The following is a 19,831-nucleotide window of genomic DNA, read 5'->3' as shown; positions in this document are numbered from 1 at the left end:
TCAAAATCCTTCATTGGGAACACAATGGTTTCTGGCTTTATTACCGAAGGCTGGAAACCGGACGGTTTCAATGGCCGGACGGCAGTACGGCAACGCCCGCTGAACTGTCCACCCGCCAGCTCCGCTGGCTCCTCGACGGTCTCCGCATTGAAGATGGAAAAGTCCATCCCCCGCTTCACCCTCAACACGCTTTCTAAACATTTTTCGGCGCCGGGAAGGAATCTTTTCTTCGGCGTCGAAATACGTTGATACCATGATATTATCTGCATTTTACCTCGGTCTGCACGGCTTACATACGCTCGTGGAACGACGGAAGCAGGATTTAGATCGGCAGAAGGAGCAGGAGGAGGAAGCGCTCCGGGCATCCGAAGCGAAGCTTCAGGATGAAATCAGCGATCTTCGCAATCAGCTTTCCGCGTTCGAGCAGCAGCAACAGCACCAGCAGGAAAAAGAAACACTGGCGAACCACCGCCAATTTGGACCTTCTTCCGATATTCCACAGGAAGCTCCTTTCAATGAGCTGGAATCCGACGCGACGCCTGTTGACGTCCCTTCGTCCAAAGGGAAGAAGAAAAAGAAGCGCCGGAAGCCGGTGACGAAAGCAGAGGCGCATGCCCACCTTCCCGTGGAGACCCTCTGGTACGACATTCCGGAGGAAGAGCGGCGCTGCACCAGCTGTGGAAGCGGATCGTTAAAGCCGCTTCCTCACGAAACGGCAGAAGAACTGGAAGTGATTCCGGAACAGGTGGTACGCCAGCGGCGGTACCGCCAGGTGTACACCTGTCCTTCCTGCGAAAGAAGAGGAACATCAACGATGATCCGCGCAGCTATCCCGGAACGGCCGGTCCCGAAAGGCAACCTTTCTGCTTCGACGATTGCGTGGAGCATCACTCAAAAATTCCAGATGGCCATTCCTCTGTACCGCCAGGCGCAGAGCATGTCCGCCCGTGGGGTGAAACTGGAACGGCAGACACTCGCGAACAATTTGGCTGCCGTCGGGGATCAATGGATCCGACCGATGGTCGACCTCCTTCAGGCCCACCTGTTGGAACAGGACGTTCTCCATGCCGATGAAACGCGTATTCAAGTCCTGCGGGAGGAGGACCGGAAACCGACATCCCATTCCTATATGTGGGCCTATGCTTCGGCAGTGGAAGAGGTGCCATGCGTCGTCTTTGACTACCACGCTTCCCGAGGACACGAGGCGCCGCTCGCCTTTTTAGAAGGGTTCGAGGGAACCCTGTTCGCTGATGCCCATGGCGCTTATCGAAAGGTGGCGGAGAAGCAGCCGGTGATCTCCCTTGCCGGCTGCTGGGCGCACGCCCGCCGAAAGTTTGTGGAAGCCACACACGGACATAGCGGTTCGGGGATCAGTCATGATGGCGTTGCTTGGATTGGGAAGATCTACGATCTTCATCATGCGTACCGCACTGCTTCCGAAGGGGAAACAGCCCCGGCGGAGGAAGCTCTTCATCAGGCGCTCGACGATTTCTTCCACTGGGTGGAGGAACACGAACGGAAGGCCATGAAGAAAAGCGGCCTGGGTCGGGCACTCGGGTATGCGCGCAAGCAGGAGCCGTATCTCCGAGCAGCCATCGAAGCACCGACCGCGGTGATCGACAACAATCCCGTCGAGCGGGCGATACGTCCGTTTGCCGTCGGGAGAAAAAACTGGCTTTTTGCGAACTCCCCTCGTGGGGCGGACGTCAGTGCCCTCCTCTATTCCCTCGTTCATACGGCTCAGGCGAACAGGCTGAATATCCATGCGTATCTGCGCTACCTGTTGGAAACCCTGCCGAACCTGCCCTCCCTGGAGCCCGATGTTCTAAAGGAGTACCTGCCGTGGGCGCCGGCCATGCAGGAAGCCTTTGTGTTCAAGCCGGAATAAGCGTTACCAGCGGCCGATGGGCCGTATGCCGTTCTTCAAAAAGAGAAAGGTATACGGCTTTTTGGCGTGCCCGAGCAGAAGGCGACGACTCCGACAGGATCAGCGCCGTCTGAAAATCCCTTCTTCCCCGGGAGACGGGAAGAAGGAGTTGAAGACAAGCCCTGCGGAAAGCGTTCGCCTGGAGCGGCAGGCACGCCAGTGCCTGATTTTCGTACGTATTCTTTGACGCTTACTTCTATGCCAGCGACAAGCTGGCCGTTCTTCGTCCCTGCCGCTGGTCCGGCAGAAACCTGGTCGACTCGACAGGCAAAGCTCGTCGCCCGGGCCCTCCAACCTCGACGCCCCGCGGCTAAAGACCGTCGCCCCGGAGAAAAAGCCCGCCAAACGGATCTAACCCCGCCACACGAGCCTAGAGGTACGTCGAGGTATGCACGCGGCCCTGTCGACTCACACCGAAACCCCGCCACCACGCAGCACCTTCCTCCTCTCTGCAGAAGAAAATGCAGATCAGAACGGATTACGCCGCTACAGGCAGTTAACGGGAAAGAGGCGTGTATCCTTTGCAGCGGACACAGCCACCGCCTTCTTGTATGAAAACTTATACATTCTTAAACGTTGAGAAAAAGCATTGAAGCTTTTTTTAGAACAAGGGCGGCGCGCAGCCGGCGACTCCGAGAGGATCAGGACGATTCGAAGATCCGGCTGCCGGAGGCAGACTAGCGGAGAGAGTCCCCTCCGGAAAGCGTCCGGCGGAAGCAGAGCGTCACTCCGTATTCCAAATAAGAAGCTCTTTCTGTTTTTTTATAGAAAAAACAACAGATATTATTTGGAGGATATTGGTTAATCAACAGACGTGGCTTTTTATACGAGCAATGGACGGTCTGCTTAGAGAACTATTTTGTCACAGCCTCTTTTGCTCGTATTCGGGCATTCGACCATGACTGGCCGGCCGCGTCTCCCTGCATGCGTCGGCGCGGCAGAAAAACGTTGACCGCTTTACCCGGGAAGCGGATCGAGACGCGAGCATGGCGTTCTGTGTCCGTTCCGTTTCTCAACATTACAATTTGTTTAAGACCAAGTAACAACCCTTTTTTTTCCTTCATCATTCTATATAATAAAGCAGGATTCTATTTTACCGTAATAAAGGAGGGAGCAGGAAGGCTTCTATGCCATCCACTGCTTATGATGAAAAAATTATGTTTAACCGCTGCTGCTGCCGCTGCCGCCGTCATGACGTTCGGCGCTGCGTCCGCCGCTGCCGACACACCAGATATTTTTATAAACCAGGAACAAGTCTCTATGGACCAGCCGGTCAAATCGAGTAACAATCGGACGCTCGTACCGGTCCGCTTTATCAGCGAACAGCTCGGAGCCGAGGTGAACTGGGACGGCGGCTCACAGAAAGTCACCATCAATACCGTTGAAGGCGATGAAATTGCGATGACCATCGACGAGCCTTCCATCAGCCTGAACGGCAATGATTACGATCTTGATGTTATTCCAGAACTCGATAATGAGCGTACGTACCTTCCGCTCCGTCATGCAGCGGAACTCATGCATACGGAAGTGCACTGGGCGGATGGGGATATTACGCTCACATCCGTCAACCGATATGAAGCAGCGGAAGGGGATTCTGTGGAGTCGATTGCATCCGGACTTGGGGTAGATGCAGACGATTTTGCACGCTTGAACCAGCTGGACGGCAGCGTATCTCCAGGACAGATGCTGCGCACGGTGATACCTACAGCTGTTTCCAACAGCCTGAGTTATGAACCTGAAACAGCTTCTGCTGAAGAAAGTGAACCACAGGCCCAGCAGGAACCGGCATTGAACGAAAGTGAAGTAGACCTCCTAGCCCGCCTGATACATCAGGAGGCCCGAGGACAGCCTTATCAGGGCAAAGTTGCTGTTGGTAACGTCGTCATGAACCGCGTAGATTCGAACCGCTTCCCTGGCACCGTCAGCGGTGTGGTGAATCAGTCAGGCCAGTTTACACCGGCTATGAATGGGACAATTAATCGTGCTGCAAGCCAAAGATCCATAGAGGCTGCCCGAGAAGCTCTGCAGGGTGCTTCTCCTGCCGGCAGCGCGCTTTTCTTCCACAATCCACGTGTGACGAATACATCTTACTTTAGAAACATGAGTCAGGTAACCGTTATCGGTGACCACCGATTTGCACGATAATCCGGCTCGCTTCTCTGAAATAGAGGAAGAAAACGGCACAGAAACAAGCGCTCAAAAGCATGGAGCGTTGTTGGCCGGAACAGCGGGTGCCGTCGTTCTGTTGAGGGAAGAAAGAGGTCTTCTTTCTTCCCTCGCAGCGGACACGCCGATCTCAACCCTTGATAAGGACGAATGCATTCTTATCACAAAAAAAACGCTTCTGCCGATCTTTCAGGATCGACAGAAGCGTTTTTTGTTTTGGAGAAGAGGCTTTCTTTCTATCCAACGTTTATTCAGCAGGGACTCCGCTGGTGATTTCTTTCAGCATCGTGTAGGCCTGCTTCTGCTTTTCCGTATCATACATATAGGATACGGCCATAATTTCATCGACGGCAAAGCGTTCCTGGAATTCCTCCAGCTGCTTTGCAATCGTGTCTTTGGAGCCGACAAACGAGACGCTTGTCATCTGTTGGGCAGCAGCAGCCTCCGGAGGCGTCCAGAGCCCTTCCATGGAATCAACCGGCGGCTGCAGCGGGTTCTGCGTTCCCCTAATGACATTCAGAAAAAACTGGTGCAGGCTCGTCATTTCTTTCTCTGCTTCTGCATCCGTCTCTGCCCCAATCAAGTTTGCGCATACCATCATATGGGGTTGATCGAGAACATCCGACGGCTCAAAGCGCGAGCGGTAAATGTCGATAGCCTGTTCCATGTACGTTGGTGCAAAATGTGCAGCAAAAGCATACGGTAGACCAAGACGGGCAGCCAGTACCGCAGAGTCCGGGGAAGAACCGAGAATGTACAACGGAACATTCGTATCCATTCCTGGGTGAGCCTGCACGCGGCCCTGTACTTCCTCCGGACCAAAAAAGCGCTGCAGTTCTTCAATATCTTCCGGGAACGCATGCACTGCTTGATTTCCCGCACCGCGCCGCAGTGCAGCTGCTGTCTGCTGGTCCGTTCCCGGCGCTCGGCCGAGACCCAGTTCGACACGTCCCGGGTGCAGGGTAGCCATCGTACCGAACTGTTCTGCCACGGCGAGCGGCGTATGGTTCGGCAGCATGACACCGCCGGAGCCCACGGCTATCTCCTTTGTATGATCCAGCACATGCTGAATTAACAACGGAGTCGCTGAACTCATCAGCGTGGATGTATTATGATGCTCCGAAATCCAATACCGATTATATTGCAGGGATTCGAGGTGTTGTGCCAGATCAACCATGTCGTGAAGTGCTTCTTGTTTGGTCTTCCCTTCCCGCAGCGGAACAAGGTTCAGCGCGGAAACGGGTATATTCACTGTACTCAATTATTGTCATCCTTTCTTGAACAAAACGTATCACTTACTATTTGTCAGCATATCAGTTCCTGCACCTTCTGCCAAAAATTGTGCTCAGGAGGGTCCCTCCTGTCGGGCAAAGATCGGTATTTCACACGTATTATCCCGGCAGCAGAAAGCCCCGCTGCCCTTATCGGAGAACGCTGATCACTGCCTGAAAAGACCGCCTCCAGGAGACGGCCTTCTCTGTGGCAGAGCATGAAGCCTGCCAGGTGGCTTTTCTGTTACCAGCCCTTCATACGTGCGCTCTCCTCACAGAAGGACACCATCGCACCGGCCTCTACTTCGTCACTCAGCCTTACGCTTCTTCTCCGCATCCCCGAACCTGCCGGCAAAAGCAGTATAGAGTGCAGGTACAATAATGACGGTCAGCACAGCCGAAAAGATCAAACCGGAAATGATGGAGATCGCCAGCGGCTCAAACAGCACATCGCCGCTCAAGGCAACCGGCGTCAGTGCTCCAATCGCCGTAAAGGCCGTCAGTAGAATCGGCCGCAGACGCGCCCGGCCGGCTTCGACCACCGCATCTTCCAGCGGCATTCCCTCCCCCCGTCGCTGCTTAATAAACTCGAGCAGCACGATGGAATTACGAACGACAATACCAGCCAGGGAGACAATACCGAGCAAGGCTGTAAACCCAAGCCCTGTCTGCGTGATAAACAACCCGACGATAGCACCGGATGCAGCGATATGCACCGTAGACAGCACCAGAAACGGCGTCATCAGCGAGTAAAATTGAATGGCGATAACGATGTAGATGAAAAACAGAACGAGCAGAAAGAGGGTGGCCAGCTCTAAAATAAAGTCGGAGCGGGCTTCTGTTTCGCCCCCGAGGCTGATCGTATATTCTTCAGACAGTTCCGCTTCCTGATCATCGACAATTCCTTGAATCTGTCCTTCCAGTTCCTCATCATCTTCTCCAGGGAACACTCGGACTGTCACCGTTCTGTCCCCATCCGCACGAATCACCCGCGGAATTTCTTCCGTCGTTGATACGGTGACAAGGGAATCGAGAGAAATAATGTCAGGAGGACCGTCTCCTCCGGCTTCGGATGGCACTTCCACCGCTTCCAGATCGATGTCTTCCCCATCTTCTATCCGGTTGACAGCCAGCTGCAGATCCAGCGTCTCTTCCGCTGTTCGGAAGGTAAACAACGGAATCCCTTCCGTTCGGAGGCCGATCTGCTCACTGATACTGCTGAGGCTCAATCCATTTTCTTCAAGCGCCTCTCTATCCGGTTCATACACTCTGGCCGGGCGGCGCGGCCCCATATCATCAAGAACGGTCCCGCTTTCCGGCAGTCCGCGGATTTCATCCTGCAGTCCACTGCTGATATCCATCAGTTCCTCTACATCAGGCCCCTGGATCGTCAAGGCAATCGGAGCGCCAACTGGAGGTCCGGCTTCTATAGTAGTAACCTCAATCTCTGCTTCAGGGAACTCTTCCTGCAGTGGATCTGTCCAGCGGGAGATGGTTTCCTGTGCAGACTGCTGATCCCGGTCTACTCGAAGCAGAATATCACCGGTCTCTTCACTCGTGTTCGTCTGGTTACTCCCGAAGATCGGCGGCAGCCCGTCCCCGGCGTAAACGGCCGTTTCATATACATTTTCGTCCTCTTCGAGAATGAGATCCCTCATCTCCTCGAGCACCGATTCTGTCGATTCCAGCGTGGTCCCCGCCGGCATTCGGACTTCTACGGTAACCTCATCCCGATCTGTATCTGGAAAAAACTCCACCGGGATAAACGGTATAAGACCATACAGCGCGGTAGTCGCAACCAGACCGACCGCAGCTGTCTTCCAAGGGTGCTTCACCACCCGGCGGAGCAGAGAATCTGCATACCAGTCTGAAAGCTGGACGAACTGTTTGCCCAGGATACCATCGACCGGACGTTTGTCTGCTTTGGCTGAAGCGAGCTGCTTTTTCCTCCTCCAGATGAGGAAGATCGGCACCAGCGTCAAGGCGATGAGCGTTGATGCAATAATGGTCGTCACGAGAACCGTTGGCAGAGCCCGGATAAAATCTCCATTCGCTCCGGATATAAAGACGAGCGGAAGGAAGGTAAAGACGATTGTCAGTGTGGAGACAATGATCGAACTGCGCACTTCACGTACTCCCTGCAGGGCTCCATCAAGCGGCTCGAGTCCTTTCCGGTACTTCGCACGAATATTGTCCCCGACGACGATACCATCATCAACTAGGATCCCGAGTGCGACGATCAAACCGATAATCGAAATCTGGTTCAAATCCACACCGGCAAACGGCAGCGGAAGCAGTCCGATAAAGACGGAAGCCGGGATCGCCAATGCCACAATGACGGCGGAAGACGCATTCAGCCCCAGCAGCGTCACGACGATGACCGAAACGGCCGCTAAAAAGAACGAAAGCGCCAGATCACCGAATATCTCCTCTACAATCGTCAGCTGCGTATAAAACAGATCGAGTTCGACTGAATCCGGAAGATCCGCAGCCAGTTCATTCATCCGATCGTCGACGAAGTTATGCAGGTCCGGAATACTCTCTCCCCGCTCCGGAATTACCGTAAACGACAGCGCCGGCGTCCCCTCGAATGTGATGCGGTCCTCCGGCGTTTCCATGTCGAGACCGACCTCGGCGATATCTCCTATATAGATCGGATCATCATCTTGATTCAATCCAATGAAAATGTCTTCTATGTCTTCCGATTGTTCCAGCGTCTGCAGCTGCAGCTGCACGTTTTCCTCTTCTTCCTGCTGGATGCCGAGCGGATCGGTCTGCAGCTCTCCTTCGAGCCCCTCTATCACATCAGGCAGCTGCAGTCCTTCTTCGAAAAGAGCTTCATCATCAACATTGATAAGGAGCGACTGATCCGGGAGGCCTTTGACATTCACTTGATCGACGCCATTGATCCCTTCAATGCTGCTTTCCCATTCCCTTATTCTGTCCCGCTGATCAAAGAGATCTTCTTCGTCTTCAGCTAGAAGGTGATAGCTGGAAAGCCCTCCGACAGAAGCCTGTTCGGAAACAGACGGAGATGCTGTCTCCGGCAGTTCATCCTCTGCTTCGGTTACTGCCTGCTGGATGTCCGTAAATACTTCGTTTTGATTCACACCCTCAGCAAGTTCCATAGTGATGTTGGAAAATCCGGAAGCAGATACAGAATCGACGTCTTCCAGGCCATCGACACTTTCAAGCGCTTCTTCGATTGGAACGGTAACCTGCTGTTCCACTTCTTCCGGCGCTCCCCCTGGATAAGGGGTAGAGACAATCCCGACGTCGACCGCTATCTCGGGGACTTCCCGCTGAGGCAGCTGAAAGAGCGTCAGGACGCCAAGCGCAATGAAAATAAAGACAAACATTAAGGTGATTTTCGGGCTCTTTATTATTGTTGAATACATGGCAGTTCCTCCTGATGTCTTATTGACACATGTGTCATTTTCGTCCAAAAAAAGAATCAATCATAAAGTCCGTCTTTAAGAAGCTTGTACACCTCCTCCACCCATCGCGCTTCCTGATCCGACTGTATCGGAATCTGGACGACGGCCATTACCAGACCGGTCATCGTCTCCACCTGGATGTCCTTTCGAACACGGCCACGTTCCTGCTCCTTTGTCAGAATCGTGCTGATTCTGCTTCTCATGCTGCCGAGCAGACCGAACATTTCCTGGACATTGCTTTGTACCAGCGGCGTGGCTTCCCTGTCGATATACGGCATCACATGCATCATCTGATGAATGTTGGCATACTTGCTCCAGATATCAACGAGACCTCGCACGGGCTCTTCGTTCTCTGACACGTTATCCATGTGGTGTACTACTTGTTTCAGCAGATGAACCATAAATGCTGTGACGAGCTCCTCTTTTTTGGAAAAATAATTATAGATGGTACTTCTCGCTACACCGAGTTCCTCTGCTAACGCTTTGAAGTGAAAGCCTGCATACCCGTCACGGAGAATGATTTTTTCCGTAGCCTGGAACAATTGTGTCTCATCGATTGTTTTTGCGCGTCCCATACGTACATTCTCCTTCACAGCTGATTCAGCTTTCATTACCCCTTCACCACCCGGATGAAACCCATTATCCGTATTTTTTGAACAAAAGTGCGGAGCGCCAGCTGCCCGTAACGGCGTGCAGCCAACTAAAATGAACGATGGCGCCGGAAGATACTTTACCTCCGGCGCCATGCAGCCTTTCTGTGGAAAGGCCGTCGATTCCGTTCAGGTGCCGATCAGGTGCCGATCACGGAATCACGCGTGCGGTCACGTCACCCTGCCTGCAGCTGTTTCATCAGGATAGTGCGCTTGTCAGCGGCGGGACGATCTGTTTCTTGCGGGAAACAACGCCTTCCAGAACGGCTTCATGATCTTCCAGCTTGACATTGAATGCGGTATGGACAGCTTCTTCCTGCTCACCAGCTGTAACGAGGACAGAGTCATTAGACAGAATGTCCGTCACTGCCAGTGCGAACAGACCATAGCCGTTCGCCTTCACTTCTTCCTGCATTCTGCTTCGAACCTCTTCTTTGCGGGACAGAACATCGTCCGTATCCACAACATTGACTTGAGCCACCTTCACCGTGTGGGAACCCATCGTGAATTCTTTTGCGTCCATACTCAGCAATTCATCTACCGTTTTGCTGCTCATGTCAGCTCCGGCTTTCAACATTTCCAGACCATATTCCTCCACCTGGATCCCTGCCGTTTCAGCAAGCTCTTCTGCCGCTTGTATATCCTCTTCAGTACAAGTAGGAGATTTGAATAGAAGAGAATCCGAAACAATCGCAGAAACCATCAGACCAGCCATTTCGGGAGCAGGTTTCTGACCATGCTCTTTATACAGCTTGTGCAGAATCGTAGCGGTGCACCCTACAGGCTCGGCACGGTAGTAGAGCGGTCCTTCTGTTTCAAAGTTGGCAATCCGGTGATGATCGATCACTTCGGTAATCTGTACCTCTTTTATGTCATCGACACTCTGCTGGAATTCATTGTGGTCCACGAGAATAACTTGATCCGCTTCCGGAGCGGCTTTGTCGATTTGCCGAGGCGCTTCGACGCCGAAATGATTCAGGGCAAACGTTGTTTCAGCCCCTGGGCTGCCGAGGGACACCGCCTCCACATTTTCTCCCAGTTTCGTCTTCAGATCTGCATAGACCAGCGCGGAACAAATCGTATCTGTGTCCGGACTTTTATGCCCGAAAATCAATGTCTTTCCCATTACAAACACTCCTTCTCACTCAAAGTTCTTGCCTGCCGCTTCTATTCTATCACGGGTTTCTGCCTATAACTAGATGATTGGCCGGCGTGCCTGCTGTAAAGTTTTTCTCTCTATGTACCACCTGACCCTGCTATCTATTGTCACTTGAGAAGGAGAGAATAATGTACAAAAAAATTCCCCCGGCTTTTTCCTGTTGTGACAGTGTTTCTTGAATTTTCTCTCATTTTCTGCTATTTAGACGTTTCAATATCTGCTGTTCGGGAAAGTGATTACCAGCGGACATGGAGAACACAAAATTTAAAGGAGGATTTCTTTTATGAAATCAATAACAATGCTACTACTAAGCGTATTCCTGCTGTTCGGCCTTTCTTTCGGTTCTGCTCTGGCAGATGAGCACGACAACAACGACAATAACGACAACAACATCGACAACATGGACAATGACAATGACTACAACAACAATGACGACTGGAACAACGACGACGACATGAACAACAACAACAACAACAATAACAACAACTACAACAATGACAACAACGACCTAAACAACAATGACGACATGAACGTTGACAACAACAACGACGTGAACGTCAACAACAACAACTACAACAATAACGACGACTACAACAACAACAATGACTGGAACAATGACAACAACCACAATAACGACTATAATAACAACTACAACAATGATGAAGACCATGGTAACGAAATGGCGGCAACTGCAACAAACTATCCAACTGCAATGCTGCTAGGCCTGCTCTTTGCCGCAGCTGGTGCAGTAATGTTTATGCGTAAGAAAACTGCAACTGCGTAAACAAAGTCTGTTAACGTAACAACATGAAAACAGAGAGCAAGTAAATCTGTTACCATGTCCCGCTTTGTCAATGCTGCCTGTCAACGGGGAGAGTCCCTTCTCCCCTGACTGGCAGTTTTTGTCTTTCACCAGGAGGTGCACCGATGAGAAAAGCAGCAGCGACTTTTCTGCTGACAGCCGGGCTCGCTTTTGCCGGCTGGAACGGCTATACGTGGGCAACGGAAAGTTCATCCGGACGAGAATCCCTCAGCGAAAGTGATGTCTTTGTGCAGGAAGAAGAACTCGCCCGGGAAGAAGTATCGGACGTGGAAGATGACACGAACGAATCCGGGAACAATGCAGAGAACGGGTATAACCATGCGAACATGAACAACGAGAACAACACGAATGCAGCTGACAGCAGCCAGGAAGAAAACAGAGCGGATAACGAGAACAATGCTGATCCGCAGGGCGCTGAAAATGAGGAACCGGAGCCGCGTTCTTACGACGAGTATGAAAACGGCGATGATATCGGATGGCTCATGATTCCAGAGCTGGACATGAAATATCCAATCTACTGGGGCACCGATGATGAGACGCTGGACCAGGGCGTCGGTTATCACGAAGGTGATTTCACAACTCCTCCAGACGGCCTCCGTCATACGGTTCTTTCCGGTCATCGCGATACGGTCTTCCGTGAACTTGGTGATTTGGAAGATGGAGACAAGATGTATATTCAGTTTGAAGGCGTGCAGTATGAATATGAAATTGATAAAACGTGGATTACGGACGCAGAAGACCGCAGTGTCATTGTCGACAAGGACGAACCAACCTTGACGCTTACCACCTGCTATCCATTTACGTTTATCGGTCCTGCACCAGACCGTTATATCATTGAAGCGCCTCTGACGGATACAACCGAATTGTAATTGAACACTCCTGCAGACATTGGAAACGAAGAACATCTATGCATGTATGTAAGGCAGCCGACATGGCAGCATTAACGTTCAGCGCGTCACGGACATTCCTCCGGCGACGCGCTTTTTTTATGCGCAAGGAGAAGCTTCAGCGTAGGAGGGTTTCTAAAATAAATGTTGGGGTAGAGGTTCATGTTCGTGGCATCTTTTCTTCCGTTTCAGGCGGACGCTTGCCAAGGGGCGCTGCCCTCCACTCATCTCGCGTTGCGAGGAGGATGTTCGGACTGCGCTTATCCCTTGAGCGTCGCCGCCTATCGCTGCTTTCATCAAATAACAACATCAAGCTTGAACAGAGACACTCACGCAGCCTCACTGCACCATGATAGATGAAACTCCTATGTTCTATTTTCAAGGCAGCTTTAAATAAAAGGCGCTATTCCTATTTCTAGTTAATATAAGGATCCTTCCCTTCCACTCGGCATGCCTGCCGTGGATGAGCTCCGCCGGTTTCCGCTTCGTTCTTGCTTTGGAATAGAAAAGACAAAGATGATCTCTTTCTCCCCCTTTTCTATCAAAAAAGCGTAGGCAAGGCGATGTTTCGAGACGCCTGCGGAAAAAGAAAGCGTGACGATCATCCCGGACGAAAGGAAGGGACAGCGGAAGGATTTCTCCGCGGCAAGCGAAGAAAAAGGGGCCGCAGGCGTCCTTTTTATATCAACACCAGCCTTTAACAGCGCTTTTCTTTTAAAGAGAATCCTAAGTGCGCTATTTGAAAAACGTCTGCGCATTCCTGAGCCTGTTCAACATGTGAATGAAAACCGAACAAAAGCGCGGAGCGCCTTTTGGTCGGAACGGCGTGCATCGTCGCTGCAGGCTTTTCAAGGGAAGAACAGGTTCTACGTTCTTCCCGCGCAGCGTACGATGCCGCCGTCACCCTGTATGAAAAGTTATACATTCCTATCCTGTAAAAAAGGCGCTGGAAGCAGACAGCTCCAGCGCCTTTCGACAATGAATCTCCGGGCGAGAGCGACCCGCCGATCGTACGGCCCGATGCTGATCCGGTTCAGACTGCGAAGTACCGTCCTTCGGGATGAGCGAATACCATCGCCGTCACGCTTGCCTCCGGCTCCATCATGAAACCATCCGTCAGCTCGACACCGATTTGATCCGGCTGAATCAGACGGAACAGTTTTTCCTGGTCCTCGAGATTCGGACACGCTGGATAGCCGAAAGAGACACGAACTCCCTGATACTTCGCTGAAAATCGCTCCTGCATCGTAAAGTCAGGATGGTCTGAAAATCCCCACTTATCCCGCATCAGCTGATGCACCCGTTCCGCGAACCCTTCTGCCAGCTCCAGTGCCGCCGCCTGAATGAGGTGGCTGTCCATGTAACTGCCTGCTTCCTTTGCTTCCTCAGCCAGATCCCGCACGCCCTTCCCTGCAGTCACTGCGAGAAAACCGACATGATCCATTTCCCCGCTGTCCACGGATCTGATGAAATCAGCGAGACACATATAAGGTTCCTTCTGCTGTCGTGGAAACGTAAAGGTTTCCAGTACGCGTGCAGGATCGACCGGGTCGTACACATAGATGGAATCCCCTTCCGACTGAGCAGGAAAGAACTGATACATCCCGTCTGCACGCAGGCGCTTCTCTCGTTCAGCACGCTCAAAAAACGCATCCACCCGCTCTTTCAGCTGCACTGCTTTCTCATCTCCTCGTTCGAGTTTCCGCTGCACATTCCCCTGTAGGCCGAGATGCGAGCTCAACAACGTCTGCATATTCACATACGGCCGGAGATGCGACATTTTATAATCCTTCAGGATATGCGGCTGATAATCCTCCGGCGTAAACAGCAGCACCTGCTGAGATACGTCCGACATCGGGCGTTCTGCCACCGCTGTCGCCGCAGCGGCTTCTTTTTTCTGCAGATCCGCAGCAGCTTTCTCCTTTGCCTTCTCCTGTTTGGCAGTTGTTGTGCGGGCCAGTTCTTCCCGCGACTCTTCCTGCACAAGCTGATTCGCAATTTCCAGCCCGTTCATCGCATCTTTTGCGTAAAGGACCATGCCTTCGTACTCTCCAGCGATCTTTGTATCTGTAAAACGGCGTGTCAGCGCTGCCCCGCCGACGAGAATCGGGATATCAATTCCCCGCTCCCGCAGGTCATTGGCGGTGATCACCATCTGCTGGGTCGATTTCACGAGCAGGCCGGACAGCCCGATCACATCTGGATCTTCTCTCTCTACTGCAGCGATCAATTCATTCGGCGTCACTTTAATGCCGAGATTTACGATGGAAAATCCGTTATTTTTCAGTATGATTTCCACCAGGTTCTTGCCGATATCGTGGACGTCGCCTTTTACCGTAGCGAGGATGACTTTCCCTTTGCCGCGGTCATCTTCCTGCTCTTCCATGTGTGGTTCCAGATGCGCTACCGCTGCCTTCATGGCCTCAGCGCTCTGCAATACTTCTGCTACGATGAGTTCATTGTCATTGAAGAGTTTTCCGACACGGTCCATGCCGGCCATGAGCGGCCCGTTGATAATGGACAGCGGTTCGTCATATGCTTCCAGCGCCTGATCCAGGTCCTCGTATAAGCCTTCCTTCGTTCCTTCGACTATATAGCCTGCAAGCCGCTCTTCCAATGTCAGATGTTCGCCAGCCTGCTCTGCCTTCGGTTTTTTCTTCCGGTAGAACGCCGTAAATTCGGCCAGCGTCGCATCGTTCGTGTCGAAAAGAAGCCGGTCCGCGAGGGCTTTTTCTTCGTCTGAAACGGAGCCGTACCGCTCCAGCTTCTCTGTATTAACAATGGCGTAGTCCAGCCCGGCATTCGTGCAGTGATACGTAAAGGCGGCGTTCAGAACTTCCCGTCCGAGCGGCGGAAGCCCGAACGAGACATTGCTGACGCCGAGAATCGTCAGACAGTCGGGCATATCCTGTTTGATCATACGGATGCCGTGAATGGTCGCTTCCGCAGATCCGATGTATTGTTCGTCCCCAGTACCGATCGGAAACACCAGCGGATCAAAGATGATGTCTTTGGCTGGTATGCCGTACTTTCCTGTGAGCAGTTCAAACGAGCGCCTGGCTATATCGAGCTTCCGCTGCGCAGTGACACCCATCCCTTCCTCATCGATCGTACCGACGACAACTGCTGCTCCGTACCGTCGAACCAGTGGAGCAACCGCTTCAAAACGCTCTTCCCCATCTTCCAGGTTGATGGAATTGATAATAGCTTTCCCCTGGGAGTAGGTGAGTGCTTCTTCGATAACAGCCTCATCTGTCGAATCAATCATGAGCGGGACTTTGACTTTGTTGATGACCTGGGACAAGAAGTCGGTGATGTCCTGCATTTCATCCCGGTCCGGGTCGGCCAGGCACACATCAACGACCTGGGCGCCCCGCTTCACCTGGGCTCTCGCGATCTCGGAAGCTTCTTCAAATTTCTCTTCTGCAATCAGACGCTTGAATTTTTTGGACCCGATCACGTTCGTACGTTCGCCTACAAGAATCGGGCGCATCGTTTCATCATAGACGAGCGGCTCGATGCCCGATACTACGTGCGGATGCGCTTCCTGCGGACGGCGCGGCGGATAGTCCTGAAGCGTCTCTGCCATGACCCGGATATGTTCCGGGGTCGTACCGCAGCAGCCGCCGACGATATTGAGCCACCCCTTTGCTGCAAAGCCTTCCAGTTTTTTAGCCAGCATCGACGGGGATTCGTGGTAATGCCCTTCTTCATCCGGCAGCCCGGCGTTCGGGTAGCAGTGCACATAGGACACAGCCAGGTCCGAGAGGGAGCGGAGATGATCCTGCATGAACTCCGGTCCTGTCGCACAGTTCAAGCCGACAACCGTCGGATTCATGTGCTCGAGCGAAATATAAAAAGCTTCGATGCTCTGGCCGGCGAGGGTGGTCCCCATTGGCTCGATCGTCCCGGACACAATCAACGGCATGACTTTTCCCCGTGCTTCCTGCGCACGCTCTATCGCGGTATAAGCCGCTTTCACGTTTCGCATATCCTGACTCGTCTCCAGAAGCAGGATATCCACCCCGCCGTCGATAAGACCGAGCACCTGCTCGTAATACGTATCGGAAAGCTCCTGAAAGGTGGTTCCTCCTGTCACCGACAGTGATTTGGTCGTTGGTCCCATCGCACCGGCAACAAAACGCGGCCTTTCCGGTGTCGAGAAAGCGGCCGCCTCGTTGACGGCAAGTTCGGCTGCCTTCACGTTGATGGCATAGGCTTCGTCCTGCTTATCGTAATCAGCCAGCACAATCGACGTGGCACCGAACGTGTTCGTTTCGATAATATCAGCACCCGCTTCCAGGTAGTCATGATAAATACGGCTGATGACATCCGGAGACACGATATTTAAATACTCGTTGCACCCATCCAGCGCCTCTCCCCCGAAATCATCCGGGGAAAGGTCCGCGTTCTGCAGCATGGTTCCCATCGCTCCATCGAGCAGCAGAATGCGGGAAGCGAGTGCTTCTTCAAATGATGATGTTCTCATTCTAATCCCTTCTTCCTTTACAGTGACCGGCTGCGCACCGACTGTTCCTGTAGACGGATATGGCTCGTGAGCTCTGTCGTAATATGATGGCGCAGGAACGGTGTAATCAGGTAAATGGTAGAAAAGTGCTTCATCGCGGTATCAATCAGTTCTTTCGCCAGCCTGATGCCTTCCTGTTCACTCGCCTCTTTGTCACCGGAGAGCCCGCGCATTTGTTCCCTTACTTCCTCCGTCAGTGTGATTCCCGGTACCTCATGATGCAGAAACTCCGCGTTACGGCTGCTTACCAGCGGCATGATACCGATATACACTGGCACCGGAAGATGTCTTACTGCATCAGCAACCTCTTCGATCCGAGCACTGCTGTAGACGGGCTGACTCATGAAATAATCTGCCCCTGCCTCGATTTTCTTCTCCAGCCGCTGTACTTCCCGGTCGAGTCTGCGGGCATTCGCATTGAATGCTGCGCCGACAGTGAAGGCCGTTTTGGCCCCGAGTTCTTTTCCGGAAAAGGACTGCCCTTCGTTCAGCTGCTTGATCAATCGGATCAGATCCATCGAAGACATATCGTAAACAGACGTCGCACCGGGAAAATCCCCGACTTTCGCAGGATCGCCCGTAATGGCGAGGATATCCCGGATCCCTAGTTCGTGAAGGCCGAGCAGGTGTGACTGCAGGCCGATAATATTCCTGTCCCGGCAGGCGACGTGCAGCAGCGGGCGGGCTCCCTCATCTTTAATTTTTGAGCCGAGTGCCAGGTTATCGATACGGGAATGTGCCAGCGAATTGTCTGCCAGCGTCACGGCCGTTGCCCCGGCTGTGGTTAGGGATTTCGCTCCCGCCATAAAGGCCGGAACACCGGAGAGTGCTTTAGGCGGATCGAGTTCTACAATAACGGACGTTTCGTTTATGCTGGTCTCTGTCAGCTTTGTGATTGTTTCTTTTTTCTGCTGATGCGGAGTATGTTTTTCCTTCGTTTTTACCGTCTTTGTCCGCACCGGCTTCAAGTTATGTTCATCTACAGCTCTGCGGATAGCAGCGATATGGTCGGGGGTGGTGCCGCAGCATCCCCCAATCCAGGAAGCCCCCTCTTCCACGAGGGCCGGTGTCATATCCCCAAAATAAGAAGGGTTCGACTGATAGGAAAAACGACCGTCCCGCACGTTCGGGAGACTGGCATTCGGATAAACGCAAATATCGGCCTGCTCCAGCAGCTGGACTTCCTCCAGAGACTGCAGAATATGGTATGGGCCCATGCGGCAGTTCATTCCTGTGACGTCTGCCCCGTGTGCCTCCAGATACGCCAGGGCCTCCTGCACGTGCATCCCGGTGTGAAGAACCCCGATATCCCCGAGCGTGACTTCGGCTGCGATCAGTTTATCTGTTCTCTCCCGCAGGTAATCGAGCAGTGTCCCTAGTTCATCGAGGTCATAGAATGTTTCCAGAAGAAATCCGTCCACATCGGTATCCAACAATGCATCAGCCTGTTCCATCAGCGCTGCGGTGCGTTCTGTCAGCGGGAGTTTTTCCTGGTGCATCGTCGCAACTCCCCCGATCGTCGCCATCACGTAGGGAGCCCCGGCGGCTTTCGCCAGCTGGACGGCTGCCTGGTTGATCTCCTTCACATGATCGCTCAGCTGATAGCGGGCCAGTTTGACGGCATTTGCCGCATACGTATTCGTCTGAATCACGTCCGAGCCGGCACGAACGTACTGCTCATGCAGCGAGGTGATCTGTTCGGGGTCGGAGAGGTTCATTTCCTCAAAGCAGCCTTGTATACCACGCTGAAACAGGACAGTCCCGACGGCTCCGTCTCCGACGATAATCTGATTCTTTCTCGCTTCTTTTAGGCTCATTGATCCTTCTCCTTTACAGAAGCAACCTGCTGAAAGGCGCGGGTGAAATCCTCCATGATGTCTTCTGTTTTCTCCAGTCCGACCGACAGCCGGAGAATGCCGTCCGTAATGCCTCTCGCATCCCGTTCCTCGTCCGACATCGCAGCGTGCGACATCGTCGGCGGATACGAAAGAATCGTTTCAACAGCACCGAGACTCACCGCAAACACAGGAATCTCTACACTTTGAACAAAGCGGCGCACCGACTCCCGGTCTTTGAGGCGGAAAGACAGCACTGCGCCGGGTCCTTCCGCCTGCAATTCATTCACCTCTCTGCCTTCATGCCCTTCGAGACCCGGATAGTACACGTGCTCTACCTCCGGACGTGTAAGCAGCCATTCAGCCAGTTTTTCTGCAGACGCCATAGAAGCTTCCATTCGTGTATGAAGGGTCTTCAGGCCTCGCATGACGAGCCATGCATCCTGCGGTCCCAAAATAGAACCGAAACAGTTCTGCAGGAAATGCAGTTCCCCGGCAAGCGCATCGTCTTTTACTACAGCCAGACCGGCTACTACATCACTGTGGCCGCCGATGAATTTCGTAGCACTGTGGACGACAATATCGACACCGAGGTCGATCGGACGCTGCAGGACAGGCGTCAGGAACGTGTTGTCCAGTGCCGTCAGACAGTCATGCCGGCGGGCAAGCTGCACGATTTTATCGATAGGGGTGATTTTCATCGTCGGATTGGACGGCGTTTCCATGTAAATCATTTTTGTATTCGGCTGAATAGCCGCTTCCACTGCAGCAGGATCCGTCATATCTACGAACGTATGCGTAATCCCCTGGCGGTGCAGCACTTTGTCCGTCAGCCGGAACGTGCCTCCATAGACATCATCGGTGATGACGAGATGATCTCCGGAAGACAAGAGCATAAACACGTTGGAAATAGCAGCCATACCGGATGCAAACGCAAATCCGTGCCGGCCGTTTTCCAGATCAGCTATAATCTCTTCGAGAGCCTCCCGAGTCGGGTTCCCTCCTCTTGCATAATCATATGGACCAAACTGATCAATGTCCGGCTGGTCAAACGTGGATGCATGCTGGATCGGTACGCTCACCGCGCCGTTGTGTGGGTCCGTTTTGTATTTCGAATGGAGCAGCGAAGTCTGTTTCGAGAATTCCAT

General features: G+C 52.8%; 12 protein-coding genes. 5 read left to right on the top strand and 7 right to left on the bottom strand.

The genetic code is table 11. The annotated features are described in order from the left end of the window. The 3 genes from G477_RS20960 to G477_RS20575 all read left to right on the top strand — a co-directional run. Positions 1-249: hypothetical protein (locus G477_RS20960; RefSeq protein ID WP_245575490.1), on the top strand; the 249-nt coding region annotated here is incomplete at its 5' end. 4 nt (positions 250-253) lie between these two features. Further along, complete coding sequence (tnpC, locus tag G477_RS19510; protein ID WP_051287980.1) at positions 254-1,888, top strand: IS66 family transposase; 1,635 nt, start codon at positions 254-256, stop codon at positions 1,886-1,888. Between the two features lie 1,182 nt (positions 1,889-3,070). Beyond that, complete coding sequence (locus G477_RS20575; protein ID WP_051287978.1) at positions 3,071-4,072, top strand: cell wall hydrolase; 1,002 nt, start codon at positions 3,071-3,073, stop codon at positions 4,070-4,072. A gap of 268 nt (positions 4,073-4,340) precedes the next feature. Here G477_RS20575 and G477_RS0111865 read toward each other — a convergent pair whose 3' ends face one another. From G477_RS0111865 to G477_RS0111850, 4 genes are all read right to left on the bottom strand, one after another. Beyond that, positions 4,341-5,354 carry an LLM class flavin-dependent oxidoreductase gene (locus G477_RS0111865; protein ID WP_026698133.1) on the bottom strand — a complete coding sequence of 338 codons (1,014 nt, stop codon included), beginning with the start codon at positions 5,352-5,354 and terminating at the stop codon, positions 4,341-4,343. Positions 5,355-5,672: 318 nt separating this feature from the next. Then, the gene (locus tag G477_RS0111860; RefSeq protein ID WP_026698132.1) at positions 5,673-8,762 is read right to left on the bottom strand and encodes an efflux RND transporter permease subunit; all 3,090 of its coding nucleotides are present in this window, start codon (positions 8,760-8,762) and stop codon (positions 5,673-5,675) included. Positions 8,763-8,818: 56 nt separating this feature from the next. Further along, positions 8,819-9,376 carry a TetR/AcrR family transcriptional regulator gene (locus G477_RS0111855; protein WP_026698131.1) on the bottom strand — a complete coding sequence of 186 codons (558 nt, stop codon included), beginning with the start codon at positions 9,374-9,376 and terminating at the stop codon, positions 8,819-8,821. Positions 9,377-9,650: 274 nt separating this feature from the next. Continuing rightward, a complete protein-coding gene (locus tag G477_RS0111850; RefSeq protein ID WP_026698130.1) occupies positions 9,651-10,577 on the bottom strand; it encodes a manganese-dependent inorganic pyrophosphatase in 927 nt (308 codons plus the stop codon). Between the two features lie 316 nt (positions 10,578-10,893). On the opposite strand from G477_RS0111850, the gene G477_RS21460 reads away from it, so the two are divergent. Both G477_RS21460 and G477_RS0111840 read left to right on the top strand, forming a co-directional pair. Continuing rightward, entirely contained in the window at positions 10,894-11,394 is a 501-nt protein-coding gene (locus G477_RS21460) for a hypothetical protein (protein ID WP_051287976.1), read from the top strand. Between the two features lie 143 nt (positions 11,395-11,537). Then, entirely contained in the window at positions 11,538-12,302 is a 765-nt protein-coding gene (locus G477_RS0111840; protein WP_035211938.1) for a class D sortase, read from the top strand. 1,051 nt (positions 12,303-13,353) lie between these two features. Here the strand turns inward: G477_RS0111840 and metH are convergent. Genes metH through metC form a run of 3 tightly spaced genes read right to left on the bottom strand, consistent with a single transcriptional unit; the run spans position 13,354 to position 19,831 of the window. After that, positions 13,354-16,809, bottom strand: a complete 3,456-nt coding sequence (gene metH / locus G477_RS0111830) for a methionine synthase (RefSeq protein WP_026698127.1) — start codon at positions 16,807-16,809, stop codon at positions 13,354-13,356. 17 nt (positions 16,810-16,826) lie between these two features. Next, positions 16,827-18,665, bottom strand: a complete 1,839-nt coding sequence (locus tag G477_RS0111825; RefSeq protein ID WP_026698126.1) for a bifunctional homocysteine S-methyltransferase/methylenetetrahydrofolate reductase — start codon at positions 18,663-18,665, stop codon at positions 16,827-16,829. After that, the gene (gene metC / locus G477_RS19490) at positions 18,662-19,831 is read right to left on the bottom strand and encodes a cystathionine beta-lyase (RefSeq protein WP_035211933.1); all 1,170 of its coding nucleotides are present in this window, start codon (positions 19,829-19,831) and stop codon (positions 18,662-18,664) included. The genes G477_RS0111825 and metC overlap by 4 nt, the downstream gene beginning before the upstream one ends.

The sequence above is a fragment of the Alkalicoccus chagannorensis DSM 18086 genome, from assembly GCF_000429725.1.
Classification (GTDB): domain Bacteria; phylum Bacillota; class Bacilli; order Bacillales; family Salisediminibacteriaceae; genus Alkalicoccus; species Alkalicoccus chagannorensis.
The sequence above is the reverse complement of the archived record's forward strand: the minus strand, read 5'-3'. Positions and strand labels throughout refer to the sequence as shown.